The sequence below is a fragment of the Bacillus sp. AC266 genome, from assembly GCF_979253805.1.
In genome coordinates, this window is the sequence record NZ_CEEDEC010000001.1 from 684,311 (window position 1) to 708,586 (window position 24,276).

Annotated in this window: 20 protein-coding genes, 2 pseudogenes and 1 riboswitch; of the genes and pseudogenes, 18 read left to right on the plus strand and 4 right to left on the minus strand. The window is 31.9% G+C overall.

Features of this window, described 5'->3' with window-relative positions:
- The first annotated feature begins 86 nt into the window (after window positions 1-86).
- Entirely contained in the window at window positions 87-794 is a 708-nt protein-coding gene (locus AC0IXC_RS03595; RefSeq protein ID WP_002127681.1) for a response regulator transcription factor, read from the plus strand.
- Complete coding sequence (locus AC0IXC_RS03600; RefSeq protein WP_471652590.1) at window positions 791-1,774, plus strand: sensor histidine kinase; 984 nt, start codon at window positions 791-793, stop codon at window positions 1,772-1,774. The genes AC0IXC_RS03595 and AC0IXC_RS03600 overlap by 4 nt, the downstream gene beginning before the upstream one ends.
- 465 nt (window positions 1,775-2,239) lie before the next feature.
- On the opposite strand, the gene AC0IXC_RS03605 is transcribed toward AC0IXC_RS03600, so the two are convergent.
- A complete protein-coding gene (locus AC0IXC_RS03605; protein WP_061689494.1) occupies window positions 2,240-2,866 on the minus strand; it encodes a DUF6518 family protein in 627 nt (208 codons plus the stop codon).
- A gap of 182 nt (window positions 2,867-3,048) precedes the next feature.
- Between AC0IXC_RS03605 and AC0IXC_RS03610 the strand changes: the two genes are divergently transcribed.
- The gene (locus tag AC0IXC_RS03610) at window positions 3,049-3,948 is read left to right on the plus strand and encodes a LysR substrate-binding domain-containing protein (RefSeq protein WP_033733141.1); all 900 of its coding nucleotides are present in this window, start codon (window positions 3,049-3,051) and stop codon (window positions 3,946-3,948) included.
- Between the two features lie 77 nt (window positions 3,949-4,025).
- Here AC0IXC_RS03610 and AC0IXC_RS03615 read toward each other — a convergent pair whose 3' ends face one another.
- The gene (locus AC0IXC_RS03615) at window positions 4,026-5,015 is read right to left on the minus strand and encodes an aldo/keto reductase family protein (protein WP_002013118.1); all 990 of its coding nucleotides are present in this window, start codon (window positions 5,013-5,015) and stop codon (window positions 4,026-4,028) included.
- Between the two features lie 511 nt (window positions 5,016-5,526).
- On the opposite strand from AC0IXC_RS03615, the gene abc-f reads away from it, so the two are divergent.
- The 6 genes and pseudogenes from abc-f to AC0IXC_RS03645 all read left to right on the plus strand — a co-directional run bounded on the left by abc-f (window position 5,527) and on the right by AC0IXC_RS03645 (window position 12,194).
- Window positions 5,527-7,155 (plus strand): ribosomal protection-like ABC-F family protein, encoded by a 1,629-nt coding sequence (gene abc-f, locus AC0IXC_RS03620; protein ID WP_002136649.1) that lies wholly within the window; start codon window positions 5,527-5,529, stop codon window positions 7,153-7,155.
- Between the two features lie 20 nt (window positions 7,156-7,175).
- Window positions 7,176-7,527, plus strand: a pseudogene (locus tag AC0IXC_RS03625) (hypothetical protein).
- A 434-nt stretch (window positions 7,528-7,961) separates the two neighbouring features.
- Window positions 7,962-8,456, plus strand: a complete 495-nt coding sequence (locus tag AC0IXC_RS03630) for a DUF3267 domain-containing protein (RefSeq protein WP_471652771.1) — start codon at window positions 7,962-7,964, stop codon at window positions 8,454-8,456.
- Window positions 8,457-8,776: 320 nt separating this feature from the next.
- On the plus strand, window positions 8,777-9,547 hold the full coding sequence (locus tag AC0IXC_RS03635) for an ABC transporter ATP-binding protein (protein ID WP_002013124.1): 771 nt from the start codon (window positions 8,777-8,779) through the stop codon (window positions 9,545-9,547).
- Window positions 9,522-11,453: an ABC transporter permease gene (locus AC0IXC_RS03640; RefSeq protein WP_471652591.1), complete on the plus strand. Its 1,932-nt coding sequence runs from the start codon at window positions 9,522-9,524 to the stop codon at window positions 11,451-11,453. The genes AC0IXC_RS03635 and AC0IXC_RS03640 overlap by 26 nt, the downstream gene beginning before the upstream one ends.
- A gap of 69 nt (window positions 11,454-11,522) precedes the next feature.
- A complete protein-coding gene (locus AC0IXC_RS03645; protein ID WP_002127671.1) occupies window positions 11,523-12,194 on the plus strand; it encodes a lipoprotein BA_5634 family protein in 672 nt (223 codons plus the stop codon).
- A 75-nt stretch (window positions 12,195-12,269) separates the two neighbouring features.
- Here AC0IXC_RS03645 and AC0IXC_RS03650 read toward each other — a convergent pair whose 3' ends face one another.
- Entirely contained in the window at window positions 12,270-12,611 is a 342-nt protein-coding gene (locus tag AC0IXC_RS03650; RefSeq protein ID WP_002165682.1) for a DUF3914 domain-containing protein, read from the minus strand.
- A 278-nt stretch (window positions 12,612-12,889) separates the two neighbouring features.
- Between AC0IXC_RS03650 and AC0IXC_RS03655 the strand changes: the two genes are divergently transcribed.
- From AC0IXC_RS03655 to AC0IXC_RS03695, 9 genes and pseudogenes are all read left to right on the plus strand, one after another.
- The gene (locus AC0IXC_RS03655; RefSeq protein ID WP_471652592.1) at window positions 12,890-14,131 is read left to right on the plus strand and encodes an esterase/lipase family protein; all 1,242 of its coding nucleotides are present in this window, start codon (window positions 12,890-12,892) and stop codon (window positions 14,129-14,131) included.
- A gap of 88 nt (window positions 14,132-14,219) precedes the next feature.
- Complete coding sequence (locus AC0IXC_RS03660; RefSeq protein ID WP_002165683.1) at window positions 14,220-15,245, plus strand: homoserine dehydrogenase; 1,026 nt, start codon at window positions 14,220-14,222, stop codon at window positions 15,243-15,245.
- Between the two features lie 96 nt (window positions 15,246-15,341).
- The gene (gene pdxR / locus AC0IXC_RS03665) at window positions 15,342-16,790 is read left to right on the plus strand and encodes a MocR-like pyridoxine biosynthesis transcription factor PdxR (RefSeq protein ID WP_002032478.1); all 1,449 of its coding nucleotides are present in this window, start codon (window positions 15,342-15,344) and stop codon (window positions 16,788-16,790) included.
- Between the two features lie 4 nt (window positions 16,791-16,794).
- Window positions 16,795-17,709 (plus strand): D-alanine--D-alanine ligase, encoded by a 915-nt coding sequence (gene ddlB, locus AC0IXC_RS03670; RefSeq protein ID WP_002013134.1) that lies wholly within the window; start codon window positions 16,795-16,797, stop codon window positions 17,707-17,709.
- A gap of 73 nt (window positions 17,710-17,782) precedes the next feature.
- Window positions 17,783-17,888: riboswitch (TPP riboswitch) on the plus strand.
- A gap of 124 nt (window positions 17,889-18,012) precedes the next feature.
- The gene (gene tenA / locus AC0IXC_RS03675) at window positions 18,013-18,699 is read left to right on the plus strand and encodes a thiaminase II (RefSeq protein WP_002032475.1); all 687 of its coding nucleotides are present in this window, start codon (window positions 18,013-18,015) and stop codon (window positions 18,697-18,699) included.
- Between the two features lie 332 nt (window positions 18,700-19,031).
- On the plus strand, window positions 19,032-21,413 hold the full coding sequence (locus AC0IXC_RS03680) for a pPIWI_RE module domain-containing protein (protein WP_471652593.1): 2,382 nt from the start codon (window positions 19,032-19,034) through the stop codon (window positions 21,411-21,413).
- A 210-nt stretch (window positions 21,414-21,623) separates the two neighbouring features.
- Window positions 21,624-22,391, plus strand: a complete 768-nt coding sequence (locus AC0IXC_RS03685) for a DUF3959 family protein (RefSeq protein ID WP_215589727.1) — start codon at window positions 21,624-21,626, stop codon at window positions 22,389-22,391.
- 145 nt (window positions 22,392-22,536) lie between these two features.
- On the plus strand, window positions 22,537-22,953 hold the full coding sequence (locus AC0IXC_RS03690; RefSeq protein WP_471652594.1) for a DUF3995 domain-containing protein: 417 nt from the start codon (window positions 22,537-22,539) through the stop codon (window positions 22,951-22,953).
- Window positions 22,954-23,023: 70 nt separating this feature from the next.
- A pseudogene (locus AC0IXC_RS03695) lies at window positions 23,024-23,314 on the plus strand (homoserine dehydrogenase); the annotation flags it as partial.
- 596 nt (window positions 23,315-23,910) lie between these two features.
- Here AC0IXC_RS03695 and AC0IXC_RS03700 read toward each other — a convergent pair.
- Window positions 23,911-24,102, minus strand: a complete 192-nt coding sequence (locus AC0IXC_RS03700) for a hypothetical protein (protein WP_002070042.1) — start codon at window positions 24,100-24,102, stop codon at window positions 23,911-23,913.
- Window positions 24,103-24,276 lie beyond the last annotated feature (174 nt).

The following is a 24,276-nucleotide window of genomic DNA, read 5'->3' on the forward strand; positions in this document are numbered from 1 at the left end:
TTTTCTATTTTACGGATTTTGTGAAAAGAGGTAGTATTTATTTATATAAGTATATTTGAGATTGTGGATCAAAAAGGAGTTCAGAGATGGTTAAAATTATGATTGTTGAAGATGATATGAAAATTGCGGAGTTATTATCAACATATGTTGCGAAATACGGTTACCAAGGAATTATTGTAACGGATTTTCAAAATGTGTTAGACATATTTTTAGAAGAACAACCGGAGTTAGTTTTATTAGATATTAATTTACCAAGTTTTGATGGTTACTATTGGTGTCGTCAAATTCGCGGGGTTTCCACATGTCCGATTTTATTTATTTCGGCCCGTGAAGGTACGATGGATCAAGTTATGGCGTTAGAAAATGGTGGCGATGATTTTATTCCGAAGCCGTTTCATTATGAAGTTGTAATGGCGAAAATTCGTAGTCATTTAAGACGTGCTTATGGAGACTATGCACCGAAACTAGAAGAACGAATGATTGAGCAACAAGGTCTTAGTTTATATCCCGAAAGACTTGTATTAAAACTTAGGAACCAAGAGATTGATATAACGAGAAACGAAGCCATTTTATTAGAGATGTTAATGAAAAACTATCCGCGTGTTGTTAGTAGGGAAGTATTATTAAATAAATTATGGGATAGTGAATCTTATGTTGATGATAATACATTAAGTGTAAATACAACACGTGTGCGTAAAAAGTTAAAAACGTTACAAATTGAAGGAGCAATAGAAACAATCCGTAGTGTTGGATATAGATTACATATTACTTGGGATAATGGTATGGAAAAATGATGAGGTTATTTATACGTGATCATATACCACTTATTTGTTTTACTGCGATCCAACTACTAGCCATATTCTTAGTTTATTGGTTTGATGGGCATAATCATATTTCAACGGCATTATATGCAATGTTTTTAGGTGCTTTTTTTATGGTAAGTTATTTAGTATTTCGTTATTTTACACATCGTTCTTTTTATGAACGTTTAGCAAATCCGTTGCAATCTTTGGATGAATCTGTTCAAAAATCTGATTTTGCAGTTTTATCTACTGCTCTCCAAGATTTGCTCGAAGTACAATATCGACATTATCAAAATCAGCTCCAGTTACAAGAGAGGAAAAATAATGATCATTTAACCTTTATGAATCAGTGGATTCATCAAATGAAAACACCTTTATCTGTAATAGAATTAATTACACAAGATGAAGTGGATTCACGTTTTGAAAGCATTAATGAGGAAACAGATAGGTTGAAAAAGGGGTTAGAGATGGCACTGTATGTCGCACGTTTAGAAGCATTTACACAAGATTTTTATGTAGAAAGAGTACAACTACATAAAATAGTGAATGATTCCGTGCATGAAAATAAACGCTTTTTTATTCGGAATTTTGTATACCCAGAGCTTGAAATTGATAAGAGTATTACTGTAGAAAGTGATGCGAAGTGGTTACAATTTTTAATTGGACAAATAATATCGAATGCGATTAAATATTCATCAGGTAGTAGAGAAAAGATTAAAGTGAAAGTACGTAAGGAAGGTAATACAGTTGTACTTGAAATTACCGATAGTGGCGTAGGGATACCGAAGCAAGATTTACCAAGAGTATTCAAACCTTTCTTTACAGGAGAAAACGGTAGAGATTTTAAAGAATCAACTGGAATGGGGCTCTATCTTGTATATGAAATTACGAAACAATTAGGACATAGTGTAGGAATCCATTCAGAGGTTGGTAAAGGTACCGTTGTACGAATAATATTTTTTAATGTGTAAATAAGTGTTCTTGGCTAAAGAACTTTGGAGATAAGTTTTTTAGCCTTATTTTATCCCGCTTTAATGGGCAGTAAGACCCCCACCTCAAAATTCAGCGAAAGCAAAGAAGTTAGGAATCAACTGCTCATAAAAGTCCGATTGGTTCAACTAATAATCAGTGGGGGATGGAGAAACCCCCCACTGATTAAAGTTTCACTTTATAGCGATTATATGAAATGGTAAAAGGTCATCTTAGTATGTATAATGACACGCTAATAAATACGATCTTTAAATTAGAAGTATTTAATAAAAAGCTGATAAATAGTTTTTGTAAGAAAAAAGCCACCTCTTTGAAAGAGATAGCTTCATGAATCCATCCTATGAATAAATGTATCAACATTAATAAGTATAATGTTCGAAGTCGTGATATGTTTTGTGGATTATAATAGAATTAGTCTTTTGTTTTTTCATGATACAGTATTGTAATTAAGTAAACAAACTTAATAATTTATATCCAATTAATCCTAAAATAATGATAGGAACCATCATTAAGAAAGAAGAAATTCGATTAGCATTAGAGCGTTCTAATACAAGAATCAAGATAATTCCGACTATCACTTCGGTATATCCAACAGGTAACATGTGACTATAGTCTTCAAAATTTAAAAGAATGTGAAGTCCATCCGTTACAAAAACTCCACTAATAAGCGCGCTTCCGAATTTATGAAGTGGATTTGTAGTATCTTTCCATAGAAAACCTGCAATTCCAAAGATAGTTCCTCCTATAAATGCACATACAATCCATACAGATATAAAATAAATAGAGTGAGCTACATTTTTAATAACTATTGCATAACCATAATAGCCTAATACCATACCGAGTAGTGCAAGGATACCAGAAAGTATAGCTGTACGCTTAGAATAACTAAAGCTAGCCACAAAAAAGGATGGAACTAACCAAACACTTCCTAGATTAGCTAATGAATGCCAATGTCCTGGAAGTATACCTTGCCCTAATTTAGTTAGTATACCAACAATTATCCCTACTATAATCGGGATGAGAAAAATCTTTAAAAACATATTTAACTTTGTGATTTTTAATGTCCTGTCCATAAATTCAATCCTTACATTAATATTTTCTACAAACATATAATAGCTTATTAAAGGGGAGTAATCAATAAAAATTTATCGAAAAACAATAAGTGATTATTGGATAGCGAATAGCATTTTCTTTTTATTTATAATTTATTAGAAGGAGGGCTTTTTTGCTAGTTGTGAATGATAGGGGGATTGAAATGGATATTCGTAAAATGAGATATTTCATAACAGTGGCAGAAGAATTAAACTTTAGTCGTGCAGCAGAAAGGCTTAGGATGGCACAACCTCCTTTAAGCCAAGAAATTCGTAAATTAGAAGATGAATTGGGCGTTCAACTTTTTCATCGAACAAAAAGAATGGTTGAACTAACCAGTGCAGGGAAAATATTTTTAGAAGGTGCGCGGCAAACGTTGCTTCAAGTAGATAGAACTATTAAAGAAACACAGCTTGCGGATGAAGGGAAGATAGGACATTTAATAATCGGTTTTGTCGATTCTACAGAAACCGTAATAGACATATTAAAAAAATTTCGAGAACGTTTTCCTAGAATACAGCTTATATTACGCGAGATGACAACAGACCAGCAAATAAAAGCGCTATATGAAAAACAAATTCATATTGGATTTATTCGTTCCAAGCAGAATAATGAAATATTAGTTTCCGAAGTTTGTTCTGAGGAATGTTTAAAATTAGTTTTGCATGAAGATCACCCTTTAGTTTCGTTACGTAACATTTCAATCAAATCATTAGTTGATGAACCATTTATTTTATTTCCACGTCATTTCGGTACTAACTTTTATGATTTAATTATTAGTTACTTTTGGGAACATGGAGTAAGTTTAAATATTGTTCAAGAGGCGATCCAAATGCAAACTATTGTGAATTTAGTTGCAGCAGGAATGGGGATTTCTGTCGTTCCATCATCGGTGGAAAGCTATAAAAAATCGGGTGTCATGTATAAAGACATTCAAGAAAATACACCAAAAATAAATTTATATGTTGGATGGAGACAAGATGAAAAGTCTGTCGTATTAGAGAACTTCTTAACAGTTGTTAGAGAGGTTTATACGACTTCACAATTTGAATTTAAAAAGTAAAGGCCCATCTTGATGGGATGGGCAGTCGGAAAGTTGGATAGGAAAACTTCTATTTTTATTTTAAAGTCACTGAAGATTCAACCTGTTTTACTCGGATCGTACTCAGCGAAACCTTTTAGTATATTATCAATCTGATCCATAATTTCAGGTTGCAATTTAACACTAGAAGCAATTACGTTTTCTCTTATTTGCTCCGGATTTGAAGCGCCAATAATTGCAGAGGAAACAGCTGGATTTTGTAGTACCCAAGCAACTGCGAGTTGTGGTAGGGTAAGATTAGTTTCTTGCGCGATGGGATTGAGTTTCTGAATTGCAGTGAGTACATCATCACTCATCCAACGTTGCACGAGTTTGTGGAAAAATGGTTTACCAGCATCTGAATTAGCACGTGATTGAGTCGGCAAGGGTTTACCAGGTTGATATTTTCCTGAGAGAATACCTTGTGCAAGGGGAGACCAAACAACTTGACCAAGTCCCTCACGTTGACATGTTGGTATTACATCAGTTTCAATAACACGCCACAACATCGAATATTGAGGTTGGCTAGCGATAAGTGGAATGTTCAATTCTCGTGCAAGTGCTGCACCGCGGGTAATTTGTTCTGATGTCCATTCACTTACGCCTAAGTAAAGGACTTTACCTTGTCTTACAAGATCAGCAAAAGCTAACATCGTTTCCTCAAGAGGAGTTGTTGAGTCAAATCTATGTGCATAATAGACATCAATGTAGTCTGTCTGCAACCGCTGTAACGATGCATTGCAATTTTCTATAATATGTTTTCTCGATAATCCACGATCATTTTTTCCAGGTCCGGTCGGATGGCATACTTTTGTACATAGTTCTATGCTTTCTCGGCGTATACCTTTCAAAGACCGGCCAAGTACTTCTTCGGCTATAGTGTCCGAATAAACATCAGCAGTATCGAACGTAGTAATTCCGACATCTAGTGCGGCTTTCACACAATCATTTGCAGTATCTTCGTTTACTTTTCCACCATGGTTAATCCAGTTCCCGTATGCAATCTTACTTACTGTTAATCCACTGTTTCCTAGTTTACTAAATTCCATTGTAGTATCCTCCTTTTAAAATGATATCTTTATTATAAGAACTGAAATGTAATATGTATAATATATAATTAATGATACATTTATATAAAAATTATATAAGAGAGAGTGCTTAGAAGTTTACTACTAAGGAAATCTAAAGCCAGTAGTATTACAGATGTTGTTTGTGTTTGATCGATATGAAGTGAAGATGAATAGACCTAAAAGAAAGCAATCATTTTCACAGCACGTATAATCGCATTTACTCATACAGTACTACTATGGTACAATATGGTTACTAACGACGGAAAGGAATGATGGGTGGACGATGATTAACTAATCTTATTTTTAAATGTTGAAATTCAATAAATTTCAATTTATAAAAAATAGGATTAGTCTGCCCAATTTCCTTACAACGGTATTGCTATTTATTATGCGTAATAGCTTATTTGGGTATAAATATGTTAACGACTAATCCTGCCAAATTAATTTGGGAGGATTTTTTTGTTCTCCCTTAATGAAAGGGATCGGTAATATGAAAGAAATTTTAAAATTAAATGATGTTTATGTTGAAATAAAGGAAAATACTTTGTTAGAGAAAATGAATGTTACAGTAAAACAAGGGGATGTTATCGGATTAATTGGTAAAAACGGTGCCGGTAAATCAACGTTACTTCAATTAATAAATGGGAAGATTGAGCCATCAAAAGGGATTGTTGAATGGCAGCAAATGAATATGACAACGGCATATGTTGAACAAGAAATAGAATCTTTTATTAGTAATGATATGATTGCAAAAGAAGCAGAACTTCTTGCGAAATGGGGCGTGCCAACGAACGATTTTCTTACTTTAAGTGGTGGTGAAAAGCTGAAAGTTCGACTAGCAAAAGGATTTGCCGAAAATCCTAATTTATTAATATTAGACGAACCGACAAATCATTTAGATGAGATGAGTACGGAATTTCTCATTAAGCAAATAAAAAATATGAAGGGTACAGTTATCGTTGTATCGCATGATCGATACTTTTTAGATGTTGTCGCAACGAAAATATGGTCAATTGAGGAAAAGAAACTAATTGAGCATAGCGGTAATTATACGAGTTATATGAAAGCACGTGAGCATACAAGAATGACGCAGCAACGTGAATATGAAAAACAACAAAAAAAGATAGAACAAGTAGAAACACATATAAAAGAATTAAGTTCATGGTCACAAAAGGCACACGCACAGTCTACAAAACAAGAAGGAGTTAAAGAGTTTTATCGTGTAAAAGCGAAGCGAATGGATGCGCAAGTGAAGTCAAAACGAAAACGTCTCGAAAAAGAGCTGGAGAAAACGAAAGTAGAACGTGTGAAAGAAGAGTATTCAGTGGAGTTCTCTATTCAAGCGAATAAAAAAGTAGGAAAACGCTTTTTAGAAGTAAAGAAATTAAAAAAAGACTTTCATGGAAAGACATTATTTGAAAACGTTAATTTTACAATCCAGCACGGTGAGAAGGTTGCGATTGTTGGACCAAACGGTAGCGGGAAAACAACATTACTGAAGATGATTATGGGAACGGAAACTGTACAAGGAGAAGTATGGATTTCACCATCTGCAAACATCGGTTATTTAACACAAGAAGTATTTGATTTACCACTGGATAAAACACCAGAAGATTTATTTTTTAAAGAGACATTTGAAGAAAGAGGAAAAGTCCAAAATTTAATGAAACATTTAGGATTCCAAGCTTCTCAATGGAAAGAACCGATTGAGCATATGAGTATGGGGGAACGAGTAAAATGTAAGTTAATGGCTTATATTTTAGATGAAAAAGATGTACTTATTTTAGATGAACCGACGAATCACCTTGACCTCCCTTCACGTGAACAGCTTGAAAATACATTAGCTGAGTATAATGGAACACTCGTTATAGTTTCTCACGATCGATATTTTCTGGAGAAAACAACTAACACGAAACTCGTGTTTTTAAATAATACGATACAAAAGCAGCTAGAGGAACTTATTAAAACAAGAGATGATATTGAAGAGCTACGTTTAACATTAGAAACAGAGAGACAAGAAGTATTAGGTAAATTAAGCTTTTTAACTTCTAACGATAAAGAATATAAAGAACTTGATGAACGATTTATAGAACTTACGAAGCAGATTAAGGCGCTTTAATGTAATTAAGGGGGATTAACATGGGAGAAGAGAGTTCGACTAATTTATTTAGAATAGACTGTGGAGATATATACTTGCAAGAGTTTACTGTGAAAGATGCGGAGAGCATTTATAAAATATCGAATCAACCGGAAATTGAAAAGTTTTTGCCGGACTGGAAATCAACGAAAGAACAGAGGGTTAATTGATTATTTGTTTAAAAATACAAATGTAGATGTCCTCAACGTAATTGCTTTAATTAACAACGTACCATCAAATAAAGTTATTGAAAAATGTGGATTTACTTATTTGAGCCAACAGACGATAGAAAACCAACTATATAATCATTATTTATTAAGCAAATCAGAGTGGATAAAAAATATTGCTCTTTAAAAGAATCTATAATGGAATGTAAAAAAGCTTAGAGCTAAAACTCTAAGCTTTTTTACATTCCATTATACCTGTTACCATATCAAAGAGACAATTTGGATGGCTTCTTGCCGGATTTTCTCATCAAAAAAACAAGGGGATTAAGCTGTACATGCGATAATCATTTTATAAAAAATCATATATGAAAAGGGGTTTGGATAATTTTGTCGAATACATTTGTCTATGAAAACACCACTTTCTTACTCAAATTATCCTAAAAATGAATCATTTTGAGCTCAAATAGAAGAACGCACGGCAAAAGTGAAGGTGAGCGAAGTTTTGCATATAAAACTTACGGTTGAGTGTTAGTGGATTAAAAGTTTTAAGTTATGAAATAGATTAAATGAGGGAGGGGAACGCATATCATAATTTGGTTTCGTCAATTGCCACAGATAAGTATGGATTTTTCAGAATGGACTCCTTTTATTAAGAATAATTGGTATCAAAAGCATTATATGAAGTTTGTATATCTACTTCAAATAATCATTTTTCTGATACCAAATTACTTTGGAGTAGGTTTCACTCATATTAATATATTGTATCTAATCATAATAGGTATCTTTGTCTTCATCATTCACGAATGTCTACACATTTTGGTCATAAGTAACAAAGGTGATATTAGCTTAACATGTAGTGGAATATTTTTTTGGCTAAATACAAATGCAACCCTATCCAAAGCGAGATTTTGGGTCTTTATGAGCTTACCCATAATTGTATTATCGGTAGCCCCTGCATTTATGTCGTTCTATGTATCAGGAAATATTAAATCAATCATATTATTTGTATGTTGGATAAACGTAATAATTTCCGCCTCAGATATTTACAATTCATTTTTAATTGCAATGAAACCGAAGAACTCAGTATTTTGCAGAGGATATTATCACGTGAAATAGTATTAAAAGTATTATTTAATTATATTTCAATTTAAGAAATTAGTTAAAAATATAATATTTGAAAGTAAAAAGGCCGATAATACAATCGGTCTTTTTTCATTAATATAATAAAGATTAGAAATAAATAGCATAGTATTTCATACTACCCTGCGAATATTATAAGATAGATATAAATTGATTATAGTTTCAAAGTAGATTTATTATCAGTTTTTTTAGAAATCTTACAATCGTGTAAGATAAATGAAAGATGAATCAATATGTGCTATAAGACAATTCATTTACACTATATTGTGAGAAGTGCAAATGAAGGGAGAATATAAATGGAAATTCTACATGCAAAAAGTATTAGTAAAGTATATAAAGGGAAAGTACCTTTTAAAGCATTGGTAGATATTGATTTGTCAATTCAAGAAGGTGAATTTATAGGGATTATGGGGCCATCAGGGAGCGGGAAAACAACGTTATTAAATATGGTATCTACTATCGACTCTCCAACATCGGGAGAAATATTAATAAATGGTACAAATCCATTCCAGTTGACATCAGATAATTTGGCTTTATTCCGTAGGAAACAATTAGGATTTGTTTTTCAATCATTTAATTTACTTAGCACACTTACAGTAAAGGAAAATATCGTATTGCCGATGACATTAGATGGTGTTTCTGTACAAGAAATGAACGAACGAGTTGAAGAAATTGCAGAGAAATTAAATATTACAGATATATTGAGTAAAAGAACTTTTGAAATTTCAGGGGGGCAAGCTCAAAGAACAGCAATTGCTCGTGCAATTGTTCATAAGCCGCAATTATTACTTGCAGATGAACCAACAGGGAATTTAGACTCTAAATCTTCAAATGATGTAATGGAGATGCTAGATACTTTAAATAAAGAAGAAAAAGCTACGATGATGTTAGTTACACATGATCCGTATGCAGCGAGTTTTTGCAGCAGAGTCATATTTATTAAAGATGGTCAACTATATAACGAAATTTATTGTGGTGAAAGTAGGCAAGCATTTTATCAAAAGATTATGGATGTCCTTTCTTTGTTAGGAGGGAAAAGACATGACTTTTCGTCAGTTCGCATTTAATAATATTTTTCGCAATAAGCGTACATATGCAGCTCATTTTTTAAGTAGTGCATTTTCTATTATGATTTTCTTTACGTATGCTCTTTTATTATTTCATCCTGATTTACAAGGTGAGTTGAAATCGACAAGTGCAACAATAAGTGCATTTGGTACATTGGGATTTTCAGTTTCGCAAGGCTTGATTTTTGTATTTTCATTTTTCTTCATTCTATATTCAGTTAGTTCATTTTTAAAAACGCGCAAGAAAGAATTTGGGATATTAATGATGCAAGGTATGTCAATGAGACAGCTTAAGAAATTATTATTAATTGAAAATATGTTGATTGGACTTGGCTCAATTTGTATAGGAATTCTCATTGGACTCATATTTTCTAAACTAGTTTTATTGATAAGCGCAAGTGTATTAATGATTAGTAATGGTTTGCCTTTTTATATACCAGTGCAGGCCGTATTATTAACAGTTATCACATTTCTTTTATTATTTTTAATTGTTTCGCTCGTTACATTTAAAATGATAAAAGTAACAGAACTTGTGGAACTTATACAAGCAGAGGAAAAGCCAAAGCCAGAACCGAAAGCATCAATTTTATTATCGCTACTTTCTTTAATTAGTATAGGGTATGGATATTTTTCAGTATTTCGCTTTATCCCAAGTACTAATTTTATTACGCTTGGAATAGGGGTGCTCCTAGTAATTATAGGAACGTACTTTTTATATACACAGTGTAGCGTTTATATATTGCACCTTGCGAAAAGGAGAGAATCTTTCTTTTTAAAGAGAACAAATATATTAACATTTTCTGAATTAATTTACCGTATGAAAGATAATGCAAAGATGTTTTTTATAGTATCTATTGTTTCAGCAGTTGCATTTACAGCGATTGGTACAACAGCTGCAATTGGAAATAGGGATTTGGTAAGGATGACAAATCCGTATACATTTTTGTATGGAAGTTTTGAAAACGACAAAGTATTAAATAAAAATCTTTCTATTATAAAAAAACACCTTTCTGATGCTAATATTCCGTATCGAATGGCTTCATCTTCATATATATACACGGAAAATGGTGTAGATGTAATGAAGTTAAGTGAATATAACGATCTTGCTAAAGCACTAGGCTATCAACAAGAAACAATAGAAAAAGAAGATGAAATTTTATTAATTCCTGGAGTCGTATCACAAAAACAAGAATTTAAAAATGGCGAGTATAAAAAGAATATAGAAGTCATTCAAGGAGATTGGACAAAGACATTTCATGTGAAAAAAGCTGTAGAAAATTTAGTTTTACCACATGATTCTAGAACTATTTATATCGCTGTTAAAGATCAGGTATATGATGGAATCCCTCTTACTAGTGACCCAGTTAATAAAGACATTCCATATCGTACTTACGGATTTGTTGTAGACGATTGGATGAAAACGAAGGGAATTTCAAACGAATTAATTAGTAGATTTGAGAAAGATACTAGAGTAGGTAATTTTCAATTTCGGGCTTTAACTATAGATTTGTTAAGTGCAAAGCAAACGAATGGATTATTACTTATGGCAAGTGTTTTAGTCGGAATCGTCTTCTTCACATTCGCTGCTAGTTTTATTTATTTCCGATTATATACTGATTTAGATCGCGATCAACAGCAATATAAAATGATTTCGAAAATGGGATTAAGTAAACGAGAATTAAAAAAAATTGTAACGAGACAGTTATTATTAATGTTCTTCTTACCGATTGTTGTTGCAGTGATTCATACTGTAGTCGCTTATACGGCATTACAGCAATTAGTCGATTTTTCTATAATTAATAGCTCTATCGTTATTTTAATTTCATTTATATGTATACAAGTATTATATTTCTTTATAACCCGTTGGCGTTACCTGCAAAAGCTTTATAAGGTTATGGAGCAATAGAGTTTATTAGCTTGTAAGACTACATTAAAGTATGTGGAAAAAATGAACTGTATGATGAAAGGAAACGCGATGAAAAGAACTTTAACTATTTTTATGTTAACGATACTACTATTAATAAGTTTTAGTGCATGTTCTAAAAAGGAGAATCCATTTCCTGCAAACGGTTTATTAATCATTGGAAATGAAAATAAAATTTCACCAATTATTAATCGTTATCAAGAAATTACGAAAGAAAATGAAGTGTTTTCTGTGAAAACAGGTACTTATGGAAACGGACAAGTATTAATTTTAAATGAGTCTACAGCACAAGCATTGATTAAAGCTAAAGTTTTCCGTAAACGAGATAATGGCTCCAATTTTATGCCTGTAAATACGTTACCGAAATTCCCAAAAGAGGGTTCTCTACTGTTTGCACAAGAAGACGAAAAGACTTTGAAAAGTATTAAATTAGAAGGAAAAGAGGTCCCTGTCATATACAATAGTGACGCTTGGATAGGTAACAAGCGTAATTATCCAACGCAATGGTATGTGATTGTATCCAAAAATAATATATATAAGGAAATAAAAGCAAATGAAACAAAAATGCATCTTCTTCAATTAAAAAAATCTTTAGGTGACGAAAAACCTAAAATGTCGACAGATAATACATTGGTTAATGAAAATGTAAAAGTAAGAAAGCTAATTAAAGATTTTGAGGGAGAAGTATCAGTTCAGTTTTTAACGATTGAAGAAAAATCTTAAAAAAGAGTTCAAGGTTGATAAAGTTTCTATCAACCTTGAACTCTTTTTAGTTATAGACCCTTCAGATAACATAGTTTACATGACTTCATTTAATCGAGTCTCGCTCGTTTCTTCAATCGCATTTGAATGTTGAACCGAACCATTTTGAGATTCCTTTTCTTTACGAAATTTCTGTAACATTTCTAAAATCATCCATAAAGGTACACCTTTGTCTTTTAGCATTTTCCATAAGTCTAATTCGCTAAATTTATGATCCGCTTGTTTCATTTCTTGTTCAGATGTACGAATATCAAATTTGATTAGATCATTAGATTTCTTATCTTCATGCTTAGTAGAAGAGATAGTATTATGCTCAAGATTAGATGGGGTTATTTTAGAAGGTTGAGATAATGTATGAATGTTTAATCCGACTTGCATGCTTTTTTCCTCCTTTTCAAGCAATGAAATTAGTTTTCTTATGATTTTTAAATCCATTTAACATGAGGAAACTATATTTAATTATAAATTTAAATAATCAGATTTACAAGTTGTGTTATAAAAAGTAAATGCTTACTAGAATTAATATTTATCAACATTTGTATATGTTTTCTATATATACAACGTATATAAAATACTTTACATTATGTTTAAGTTGCAAACTAATTTTGTATTTTTTTCAAAGATAAATGTAAACGTTTTATTGAGGGGGAGAAAGTATGGGGAAATTATTTTTAAAAGTATGTTTTTTCGCATTAGTGACTGTTTGTTCATTCGCAGCGAAAACAACATACGCTGAAGAGAGACAACAAAATAATTATCCTATCATTTTAGTGAATGGATTTGCTGGATGGGGTAGAGAGGAAATGCTAGGGGTAAAATATTGGGGTGGTGTTCATGATATACAAGAAGATTTAAAAAGAAATGGTTATACAGTACATACTGCAGCTGTTGGACCAGTTTCTAGTAACTGGGATCGTGCATGTGAATTATATGCGCAAATTAACGGTGGAATAGTAGACTACGGTGCGGCACATGCTGAGAAACATGGACATAATCGTTTTGGTAGAACTTATAGTGGATTTGCACCGAATTGGAGTGAAACAAATAAAGTTCATTTAGTTGGGCATAGCATGGGTGGACAAACGACAAGAACATTAGTGCAGTTATTAAAAGAAGGAAGTTATGAAGAAAAAGATTATGTGAAAAATCATCCGAACACAAAGATATCACCACTATTTGAAGGTGGCAAATCGTATGTTCATAGTGTTACAACTTTAGCAACTCCTCATAACGGTACAACACTCGCGGACGGAAGTCTTCTGTTGCCGTTCGTTAAAGATTTACTCATTACAGCTGCAAGTTTAGGTGGAAACAATAATTTATCATTATATGATTTTAAATTGGATCAATGGGGTATAAAAAAGAATACTGGAGAGTCCTTTTTTCAATATACTGATCGTATTTTAAATAGTTCAATTTGGGAAAATACAAAAGATATAAGTCAATGGGATTTAAGTACTGATGGAGCAAAGGAGTTAAATAATTGGGTAAAGACGCAATCGGATGTATATTACTTATCCTATAGTGGACATGCATCGCAAGCAGCACCAATAACAGGTTTACATTTACCTCATATAACAATGAATAAAGTGTTAATGGGTAATGCATTTTTCTTAGGTTCCTATGCAAGATATGAAGGGAATCGAACATTAATAGATACTTCTTGGTGGCAAAATGACGGTGTAGTAAATACAAATTCTATGATTGCACCTTCATCTAATATTGCTGCAAATGATAATGAGTCTTTACAGGTTGGAAAATGGAATCATATCGAAACGAAAGCAAATTGGGACCATCTTGATATGGTAGGATTAAGCGTTTCAGACACGTTAGGTTTTTCTAATATTCAAGAGTTTTATAGAACAATTGCAGAAAAATTATCACGGTTACCGAAATAGATAATAATAAAGCGCTCTCGATGGAATTCGAGGGCGCTTTATATTATATTGAAAGAGGGATTTGGCAAAAAAAACATGGGGTGATCTTATGAAAATTCAAGTTGTATTATCGGGGTATGGGACAGTTGGTAAAGAATTTATTAAATTATTAAACGAAAAATATTTATATATAAATGAAACATATGGAATTGACTTAGTTGTTAGTGGAGTGATAGGAAGAAATATTGCAATACATAACGGAAAAGGTTTGCAGATTAATGATTTATTGACGTATGGTGATGGTTCTGCTGCAATTGAAAAATATATCGAACATTATCCAGAGGAACGCGGAACGATTAATATAAATGGTACTGTATTGGTTGAATCAACTGCTACAAATCTTAAAAATGGAAATCCAGGGAAACAGTATATGAAACAAGCTATTGAAAATCAAATGGATATAGTAGCTATTTCAAAAGGTGCACTTGTTACAGCTTGGAGTGAACTGAATACAGCAGCACGTATTTCAGGCTCACGCATTCGATATAGCGGTGCAACTGCCGCTGCGTTACCGACATTAGACATTGGACAACTAAGTTTAGCAGGTTGCCATATTGAAAAAATAGAAGGAATATTGAACGGGACAACAAATTATATTCTTACAAAGATGCATGAAGAATATAAGACGTTTGAAGAAGCATTGCAAGAAGCACAAAATAAAGGAATTGCGGAGACTAACCCGTTATTAGATATAAGCGGGATGGATAGCGCTTGTAAATTATTACTTTTGACGAATAGTTTAATGGGAAACGATTATTCACTCAAAGATATAAAAATAAACGGAATAGAGCACGTTACAACGCAACAAATTCAAAATGCAAAGGAACAAAATAAATCAATTAAATTAATTGCATCAGCATATAAAGATGATAATGGAAAAGTAAACCTTAGTGTACAACCTTGTAATTTAGAGAAAGAACATCCGTTAGCAAATATAAATGGCACGGAAAAAGGAATTACGTTCTTTACAGATACAATGGGACAAGTCACTACAATTGGTGGAGCTTCTAATCCACGCGGAGCTGCAGCAGCTGCTTTAAAAGATGTAATCAATTTATATCGAAATGATTTATAGGCTTTATAACCGTACCGCTATTAATAAAAAATACATATGTAGTGGACCTTTTGAGAATGAAATAAATATGTAAAAATAATTGCAGGGGGTAAGAAATTGTTTAAAGATTTTAAAGTTGTAAAAGATCGTCCCGTTTATATTCAATTAAAGGATTATTTAAAAAAGATGATTATGAAAGGGCATTTGTTGGGGGACCAAAAAATCCCATCAACAAGGGAACTGAGTGAATTATTATCAGTGAGCAGAAATACAGTACTCTCTGCATATGCGGATTTAGAACAAGAAGGACTCATTTATGCAGTTAAAGGAAAAGGAAATTTCGTTGCGAAGGTGGATATAAGTAACACCTCGTCTGTTGAAATAGATTGGAAAAATAAACTTAATACAGTTACCACATTAGCGGATGAATTAGACTTAATGAAGCATGGAGTTCGCTGGGAAAAAGGAATGATTGTTTTTAATAGTATAGCCCCGGACGAAAAGCTATTTGATGTTGAAAATTTCAAAAGAGCTTTTCTTACTCGTATGTCCATTGAAGGGGATATCGTATTGAACTACGGATATGCAAAAGGTTATAGACCGTTAATTAATTATTTACTTCATTACATGGAAATGAAAGGTGTAGATATTTCGAACAAAGATATTCTAATTACAAATGGATTTACAGAAGGATTAGATATTGTGTTATCTTCTTTATCGAAGAAATCAGGGCGTGTTATTTGTGAGAACCCAACTCACCATGCTGCATTGAAGCTTTTTCGTTTACATGGACTTGAAGTTCATGGAATTAATATGAATGATGATGGTATTGATACGAATGAAGTAGAAAAAAGTTTGCGTGAAAAGGATTTTGATTTCGCGTATTTAATCCCTTCTTATCATAATCCGACTGGTATTGTTACGAGTTCGGAGAAAAGAACGGAATTGATGAGGTTATTTTCAAAATACAAGATCCCTATTATAGAGGATGGGTTTAATGAAGAATTACGTTATTCGGGTTCACATTTATCGCCATTATTAACTTTTGCAGGGGCTGGTAATAATGTGATTTATATTAGTAGCTTTTCAAAGGTACTTTTTCCTGGTTTACGTGTAGGTTGGATCATTGCAGATAAAGAACTGATACATTATTTAGAAAGTGTTAAAAGAGCCAGAACCATTCACACATCTACGTTAGATCAAGCTGTTCTGTTTCAATATTTACATGAAGGATATTTTGAAAAATATTTAAAAAAAGCAAGATCTGTTTATAAGAAAAAATATGAGTTAGCTGTTGGGGCGTGTAATCAGTACATTCCGTTTAAAAGAATGACTGGAGACGGTGGACTTCATTTGTTTATAGAGTTGGAAGAAAAAATTCAAGCCCGCACACTTTTACAAAAGTGTTATGAGAAAGGAGTTACTTTTTCTCCTGGAGATGTTTTTTACTCTGATGGAGGAGGAGCGAACACATTCCGATTAGGATTTTCACGTTTGAAAGAACAGGAAATTGTTAGCGGGATTCAAATAATTGGTGAAACTTTAAAAAATGAAACTTGGAGTTGAGAAAATGAGAATTGGCGTTATTATGGGAGGAGTATCCTCTGAAAAACAAGTATCAATTATGACTGGGAATGAAATGATTGCACATTTAGATAAGAGTAAATATGAAATCGTTCCAATTACGTTAAATGAAAAAATGGATTTAATTGAAAAAGCGAAAGACATTGATTTTGCATTGCTAGCATTACACGGAAAATACGGAGAAGATGGTACGGTTCAAGGGACGCTTGAGAGTTTAGGTATTCCATATAGCGGCAGTAATATGTTATCTAGCGGTATATGTATGGATAAAAATATTTCAAAAAAGATTTTGCGTTATGAAGGAGTAGAAACACCAGATTGGATTGAACTTACAAAAATGGAGGATCTAAAGCTTGAGGAATTAGATAAATTAGGATTTCCATTAGTGGTAAAACCAAACTCTGGCGGCTCAAGTGTTGGAGTTAAGATTGTCTATGATAAAAATGAATTAATCTCTATGCTAGAAACTGTATTCGAATGGGATTCTGAAGTAGTAATTGAGAAGTATATAAAAGGTGACGAGATTACATGTTCAATTTTTGATGGGCAACAGTTACCTATCATTTCGATTCGACATGCTGCTGTGTTCTTTGACTATAATGCAAAATATGATGATACTAGTACAGTTGAAGAAGTTATTGAACTTCCAGCTGAAATAAAGGAACGTGTAAATAAAGCGTCACTGGCTTGTTATAAAGCATTAAAATGTAGTGTTTATGCAAGGGTTGATATGATGGTGAAGGAAGGAATTCCATATGTAATGGAAGTTAATACATTACCAGGGATGACACAATCAAGTTTACTGCCAAAAAGTGCGGAAGCAGCGGGAATTAATTATAGCAAACTATTAGATATGATAATTGAAACTTCATTAAAAGTAAGGAAAGAAGAAGGTTTTTAAGGTAGTTATATAATTAATTCTTTTGACAGTTCCACGAATTATGCTATGATAATTACAATACGACAACTAAATATTTATCCACTAGGGGGGCCTTTTATAGGCTGAGATCAGATGAAATTTTGAGACTCTTAGTACCTGATCTGGTTAATGCCAGCGTAGGAAAGTGGGAAAGACGTTGCTATTTAACGAATAAATACTGTCAATTTCACTTTCTTTACGCCTGTAAAGAAAGTTTTTTTATTTTACAGCTTTAATAATTGTGGATAAATACGTATATTTTTTACATTATTTGGAGGAATTTAAATGACTTTTTCACAATCATTACGTAAAGAAGTAGATTCAATTTGGGAAGCAAGTTTTAACCATCCTTTTGTAAAAAAACTAGGCGAAGGAACATTAGATTTAGCTAGTTTTCGATATTATGTGCTTCAAGATTCTTATTATTTGAGTCATTTTGCTAGAGTACAAACGTTAGGTGCTGCAAAGGCTCTTGAATTAGAAACGACAGCTCGTATGGCACACCATGCACAAAATACGTATGAAGCTGAGTTATCATTACATGAGAATTTCGCAAAGAAATTAGGGATTACAAAAGAAGAAAAAGATAATTTTATTCCTGCGCCAACTGCATATGCATATACATCTCATATGTATCGTGCAGCTTATGAAGGGCATTTAGGAGATATTATTGCGGCTATTTTACCTTGTTATTGGTTATATTATGAAATCGGTGAACGGTTAAAAGAATGTCAACCAGAAGAGCCAATTTATCAAGAATGGATTTCTGCATATGGATCTGATTGGTTCCGTACTCTAGTAGAAGAGCAAATCACACGATTAGATACGATCGCTGAAAAAGTAACAGAGGCAGACCGTAATCGTATGAGACAACATTTTATTTTTAGTAGTCAATATGAATATTCATTTTGGGAAATGGCATATACATTAGAAAAATGGCCGGTGAATGAAGAAGTTAAAGGTGTTATTTAATTAAGAGTATATAAAAGGTATCGCTATATAAAGAGGCGATACCTTTTATTATATTTAGTTTCTGTAATTTTTTTGTAAATCATATATAAAAAAATATAATAATTAATTATAATGATTTTATAATATAAAGTCCCATAAGGAGGTAGTTATATGTTAATAGTTACTTTATATTAATTTGATTTTAATAATGTTTTATTTATATAAACGAATGTAATTTAGCTATTTCCTTTAATGTGCTTGGTTAAAATTTGATTCGTTAATGCTTAAAAAATTGGTATCTTTTCTAGTATTATTCATGATCAATATAAATTAAGAGAGGAAGTATTAATAATATGGAAAAATTACAGTTATTAGCATTTAAAAATATAGTAGAACCCCTCTATAATGAGAAAGTATCGTATATTTATTTTCCTATTGAATGGCTTGAGATTGTAGAGATACATTATAGAACATTTTTATTAACGAGCAAATTAAAACTTGTAAATGAAAGATTGTATGAAATGTTTTCTGATATATTATTCATTCAGCATAATCCATATATATTAAAGGAAGATACGCCCTGGATTGTAGCAAAAGAACCAATGAAACAAGAACAGTTAGACTATATTTTCCAAAGCTGGTATGAGGTTATTCATGATTGGAAACCTAATAAATTAATAGATCCACCACATTTAGAATGGCAGTATGATTTAATTAGTAATTTGCCAGCATTACATGATAAAAAAACGTTTTCTAAATGGGTACCAGCTCTAATTACTCATATTTTTTGCGAACAGCCTTTACATTTGGAAAATAAAAATGAGGAAGAAATATATTTTTCACCACTGCGATCACAACATGTTTCTGAAGCGATGTCTGAGCCAATTAAAGATGAAGAAACACATGATTATTTCTCTTATGTATATCGGTTTGAATACGTAACTCGTGGAGGTGAGAATATTCCGCTATTAAAAGTATCTGTAGGGATTAGGAGGTTTTATCAACAATATAATCATAAAGATATCCCTATACTTTTAGGGCGAAAGCGGAGCCAAATACTGATTTCAACTCCTGAATTTGAATCAAATAATAAAAAGCAAAGATTTGTAAAGTTAAAAGTACAACAAGCTGTAAAAGGAATAAAGTGGATTAAACGTTTTAGAAATTTAAAAGATGATTATAGGATAGGGGGAGAAGTTAAATTAGAGAACATTCTCCAATGTCCGAAAGAGTATATTAGAGGAACAAAGATAAGAGTGCTTCTTCCATATAACGAAAATATATATAAAGTTCAAGGAACAAAAATAAAATTTGGTATAAAAGTAAGAGAAAAAGAGGAACTTTTTAATGAATTCCAACGAATATGCCCATATTTCACATTACTTCCAGAATGTGAAAATGTATTAACTAATAATGAGAATGCGTTATTACCTTTATTTGCCCCAAAGGGATTAGAATCAATTACGTTAGAAGTATGGTCAGATGATATAGTAATAGAGATAGAACAAGCGTTATTAGATAGCAAAATAGTTTTAGCTCAAAACGGAGATTCCTCCTATGTATTAAATGCAGACAATCCGGTGTTGTTAAAAATAGTAAGATATAACATTAGGAAATTGTTACAAAATCCATATAGAATGCAATATAGCCATAAAAACAAAAAGAAACTAGTAGACGATGTCGTAAAAGCTGTACATGCTACGGCAGGTGAGCAAAATGAAATGAAATTAGCATTAATTGCAATAAAAAATTGTGATGGTCGCGAAAAAATTAATCCAAAGCAAATTATTCGGGAAGGATTCGCTCAAACGGAACGTATTTCAGCATTTATTAATTTATTTATCGGACAAAGTGTATCTAAAAAAGAAATTATTAATGCCATTCTTAGTTTGTTAGAACAAAAGGGGTTCTTAAAGTGTAGTTGGAATAAGATAAAATTACCGGGGGTAATTTTAAATTTATCAATTGAGAAAATGTCTAAATATGATTTCTTACCTATTTTTTCAAAAATAAATGGGAGAGAAATATTATATAAATTATATGGTCAAGAAGAATGGGGCACAATTGATCATACTTTATTAAATATAGGTAATAATAAAGTGTTTTTACCACAACCATCAAAAAGGAATGATATAGGAGTCAGTTTTAAACAATTTATGTCAGAAACATTAGTTGAAATTTCACAAGATGCACATAAACAAAATAAAGAAGTTTATTTTATTGTAGATGCCAATATGAGGAAATATTGGATAGAGGAATTGCAAAATAAAAGCGTTAATATTGGGGTTTCACCTGAAATAATCCCAAATTTAAAAGAGGATATAAACATAATTAGAATTAATACTAACTCAGATGTACCGAACTATATTGTTAGAGACCAAGAACATGTTATGAATGAAACGAGATTATTTGTAGATCAAATGGGAATTTACTATAGCACGGCTGCATACGAATTAGATTGTAATGAGATAGTACAGCAGTACATACTCGAAGTTATCCCGCTTGGTGTAAAATCTGAAGAGAGAGAAGAAATCGCCAAAATGATACATTACATGTGCTGTAAATCAACCTTGCTCTCAGAACAAAATATTCATAATACGTATGTAATGCATATGGCTAAATTAATTAAAAATTATACTACCGATATTGATTCAAGGGAGTTTAAAGAATTCAATGACGAATTAGATGAAGATGTAATAATTTTAGAAAAAGAAGATACATTGATATTAATATAAATAATATTGTACAAATCCTGCTAGTAATAATGAGCAGGATTTGTCATTTTTTCATGTAAATAAGGCTATCCTTTGTCATGTATCTTTTCTTTTACGTATTTACTTTATTTACATACAGGATTAAGATGTTTTTTAGAAATACAAAAACTACATCATATGGAAAAGCGATTTTTATTAATTGAAAAGAAAATTTGAAAGGAATGGGGAATTGTGAAGAAATTAGATGTATTATTAATGCTACTGAGCGGCCTCTTTCCAATTGCAGGAATGTTAAAGCAAATCCCTCTTGAACAATCTTTATATATTGGAGGACTTTTATTTTTTACTAGTTTCGGTAGTTACTTTGCGAAAAAGATATATTCACGTATATGTAGCTGGATAGCATATGCACCATTTATAACACTACTGTTAGTTATTTGGAATCAGGATATTTCAACAAGTGCTATAATAGCAAATGCCAAAATTGCCGCTTGTATCGCTTTAATACCTTGTATATTCCGCTTTCGTACATACGGGCTTACTTTAGGTTTATTCTCATTATGGACCGCTTTATTATGGGACATAAAAGAAGTACAGTCGTTAGTCATACTTGAGCGTATGACGAGTTTAATGACAAGCAATTACGTATATCTTCTACTCTTGGTTGGAGGACTTATATTAGGTGGATTACTTGCGATGTTAATACATCGAAAAGAGAAAGATAATAATAAAGAAAATACAAATCTATTTAAACAAAAAAAGAAACGTAAAAGGCTATCATTTAAGATCCGCTTTCCAAGATTACCGAAATTTAAGATGGAATTATTTAAGTTTGGTGGAAAAGATTCTAAACGTAAAACGCCAGAAATAATGCATGAGCGTAATAACGAAGAACCAGTTGTAACATATGAAATGGCAGAGCAAATAGATCAATATAAAGAAAGTACTGTTCAAGGACAAACTAGGATGGAACGTCGAAAAAATAGGTATAATGCATAATAAATTTCACTAACCCCTTAATGATTTATCGTAAAATTGATAAATCATTAAGGGGTTTTTTTATGTAATTAAATATAGGTTGCGTATGAAGGATTCATAGCATATTTTAAAGGTAATGATTTAAATAAAATAATGGGAGGACAAAATGCTTATTATTACATATATTTCTGTTTGCATATTATTCTTAGTTAGTTTTTTACATGTTTATTGGGCTTTCGGAAGTAAGTGGGCGACAAATAGTGTCATTCTAACTAAAGCTGGAGAAAAGGCGTTTACACCAGGTACAGGAATGACATTGTTCATTGCGTTATTATTAAGTATGGCAGCAATGATTTTATTACAACAATCAAATATTGTTCATTCCGCACTTCCCAATGTTTTTGTTCAAATGGGATCCTGGGTTTGTATGGTTGTTTTTTTCATAAGAGTAATTGGTGAGTTTCATTATTTTGGTATCTTTAAACGAAAAAAAGATACGCAGTTTGCTAGAATGGATACTGTTTTATATGTACCACTTTGTGCATTTTTATCTTTATCCTTCTTATTAGCAATAATAACGTGAACATATAACCAGCATTATTTTAATACTTTATTACAAACTAAACTAGGGATTTATACGGCAACAGAGATGATTAGATAAGCAGTACCCTCTACCATTTGCTTTAAATAACAAGTTATTGGAGCGGTTAGAAAATGAATCTCTTCAAACTATTGAGGGTTGTGTATCATGTCTACATTTCATGTTGGATATAAATTATGAAAAAATAAAATATTATGGATCGAGCACAAGTAGGTCATTTGTGCCATTATCGCAATCTTCAATTTGTCTTGCTGATTGTGTTTGTTTAACAGGAGTTGTATTGGGGTTACTAGGAACAGTGACATTTGGAGGATTAATGTTATCTGTATGTTCTCTTACATAAAGAAAAAAGGACACCCACTTAAGGTGTTTTTTTAGTTACTTAGGAGAGCTTTTGAGATAGGAGGGACATGGATTCAAATCTATAATTACACATTTTTATTGTGTTGTGTAACTCAAAAAGGAAAGTATCAGCAACTGCTTATTTTGTATGACTATAAACATTGGCTATTTGGGAGCTGTAATAGAATGCTTAGAAGGGGGCAAAAAATGGTGTGTGAAATATTAATAAAAAAGGACAAGCAGTCGTACCTACTGTCCTTTAAAGGAGAAAAGTCTTTTGGTTAAGAACTACGAATAAACAGAAAATCTGCTTGTAATTAGTTTTATCCCAAATATACATGCCTATACAAAAAGGGATAAGTTCAAAAATACTTATCCCAGGAAGGGAAATCCCAAACACCAAAATGGCTTGTATTGGTATACAGGTTCAAAAGTAGTATATGTCAAACGAAAAATCTCATACAAGAAGCAGACAATCAAAAGTATTGTCTGCCAGAAAGTCGGATGAATTAGCCAACTGTGAAAAATTGCTTTCCCACTTCAAGAAGAGTAAAGGCACAAATTTGAAAGAAATGAATTGGGATTTAGTTATTGCTTCTATGAATGATGCATTTTTTTCATTTTTTTTGTCCCCAAAAAACAACTAATAATTGCGAGTAATGCATTTGAAGAAATGAAATTTACGGTCCAATAAATTCCTGTTCCAGCAATTATATCGATAATTATAAATCTTTTAATTGCTGAACTTTGTACTACATGAAAAATAAATTGATTGTTATCGTTACCCAATGTTATCACATCCCTTATCTAATATATGATAAGGCATGCTTGCTCTAGTCTTCATGATAATATACGAAAAAGAGTAATTAGCAGAAGCTTATAAAGTAGTTATAAATAAAAGATAACTATCGGAAGTTAAATTATTAACTTCAGTGAAAAAAATAACAATCATAATTTATCCTG

What these genes read in the sequence shown, in the direction of transcription:
- AC0IXC_RS03595 (WP_002127681.1), top strand. Translation starts at nt 87, where the DNA reads ATGGTTAAAATTATGATTGTTGAAGATGATATGAAAATTGCGGAGTTA.
- AC0IXC_RS03600 (WP_471652590.1), top strand. Translation starts at nt 791, where the DNA reads ATGATGAGGTTATTTATACGTGATCATATACCACTTATTTGTTTTACT.
- AC0IXC_RS03605 (WP_061689494.1), bottom strand. Translation starts at nt 2,866, where the DNA reads ATGGACAGGACATTAAAAATCACAAAGTTAAATATGTTTTTAAAGATT.
- AC0IXC_RS03610 (WP_033733141.1), top strand. Translation starts at nt 3,049, where the DNA reads ATGGATATTCGTAAAATGAGATATTTCATAACAGTGGCAGAAGAATTA.
- AC0IXC_RS03615 (WP_002013118.1), bottom strand. Translation starts at nt 5,015, where the DNA reads ATGGAATTTAGTAAACTAGGAAACAGTGGATTAACAGTAAGTAAGATT.
- abc-f (WP_002136649.1), top strand. Translation starts at nt 5,527, where the DNA reads ATGAAAGAAATTTTAAAATTAAATGATGTTTATGTTGAAATAAAGGAA.
- AC0IXC_RS03630 (WP_471652771.1), top strand. Translation starts at nt 7,962, where the DNA reads ATGGATTTTTCAGAATGGACTCCTTTTATTAAGAATAATTGGTATCAA.
- AC0IXC_RS03635 (WP_002013124.1), top strand. Translation starts at nt 8,777, where the DNA reads ATGGAAATTCTACATGCAAAAAGTATTAGTAAAGTATATAAAGGGAAA.
- AC0IXC_RS03640 (WP_471652591.1), top strand. Translation starts at nt 9,522, where the DNA reads ATGACTTTTCGTCAGTTCGCATTTAATAATATTTTTCGCAATAAGCGT.
- AC0IXC_RS03645 (WP_002127671.1), top strand. Translation starts at nt 11,523, where the DNA reads ATGAAAAGAACTTTAACTATTTTTATGTTAACGATACTACTATTAATA.
- AC0IXC_RS03650 (WP_002165682.1), bottom strand. Translation starts at nt 12,611, where the DNA reads ATGCAAGTCGGATTAAACATTCATACATTATCTCAACCTTCTAAAATA.
- AC0IXC_RS03655 (WP_471652592.1), top strand. Translation starts at nt 12,890, where the DNA reads ATGGGGAAATTATTTTTAAAAGTATGTTTTTTCGCATTAGTGACTGTT.
- AC0IXC_RS03660 (WP_002165683.1), top strand. Translation starts at nt 14,220, where the DNA reads ATGAAAATTCAAGTTGTATTATCGGGGTATGGGACAGTTGGTAAAGAA.
- ddlB (WP_002013134.1), top strand. Translation starts at nt 16,795, where the DNA reads ATGAGAATTGGCGTTATTATGGGAGGAGTATCCTCTGAAAAACAAGTA.
- tenA (WP_002032475.1), top strand. Translation starts at nt 18,013, where the DNA reads ATGACTTTTTCACAATCATTACGTAAAGAAGTAGATTCAATTTGGGAA.
- AC0IXC_RS03680 (WP_471652593.1), top strand. Translation starts at nt 19,032, where the DNA reads ATGGAAAAATTACAGTTATTAGCATTTAAAAATATAGTAGAACCCCTC.
- AC0IXC_RS03690 (WP_471652594.1), top strand. Translation starts at nt 22,537, where the DNA reads ATGCTTATTATTACATATATTTCTGTTTGCATATTATTCTTAGTTAGT.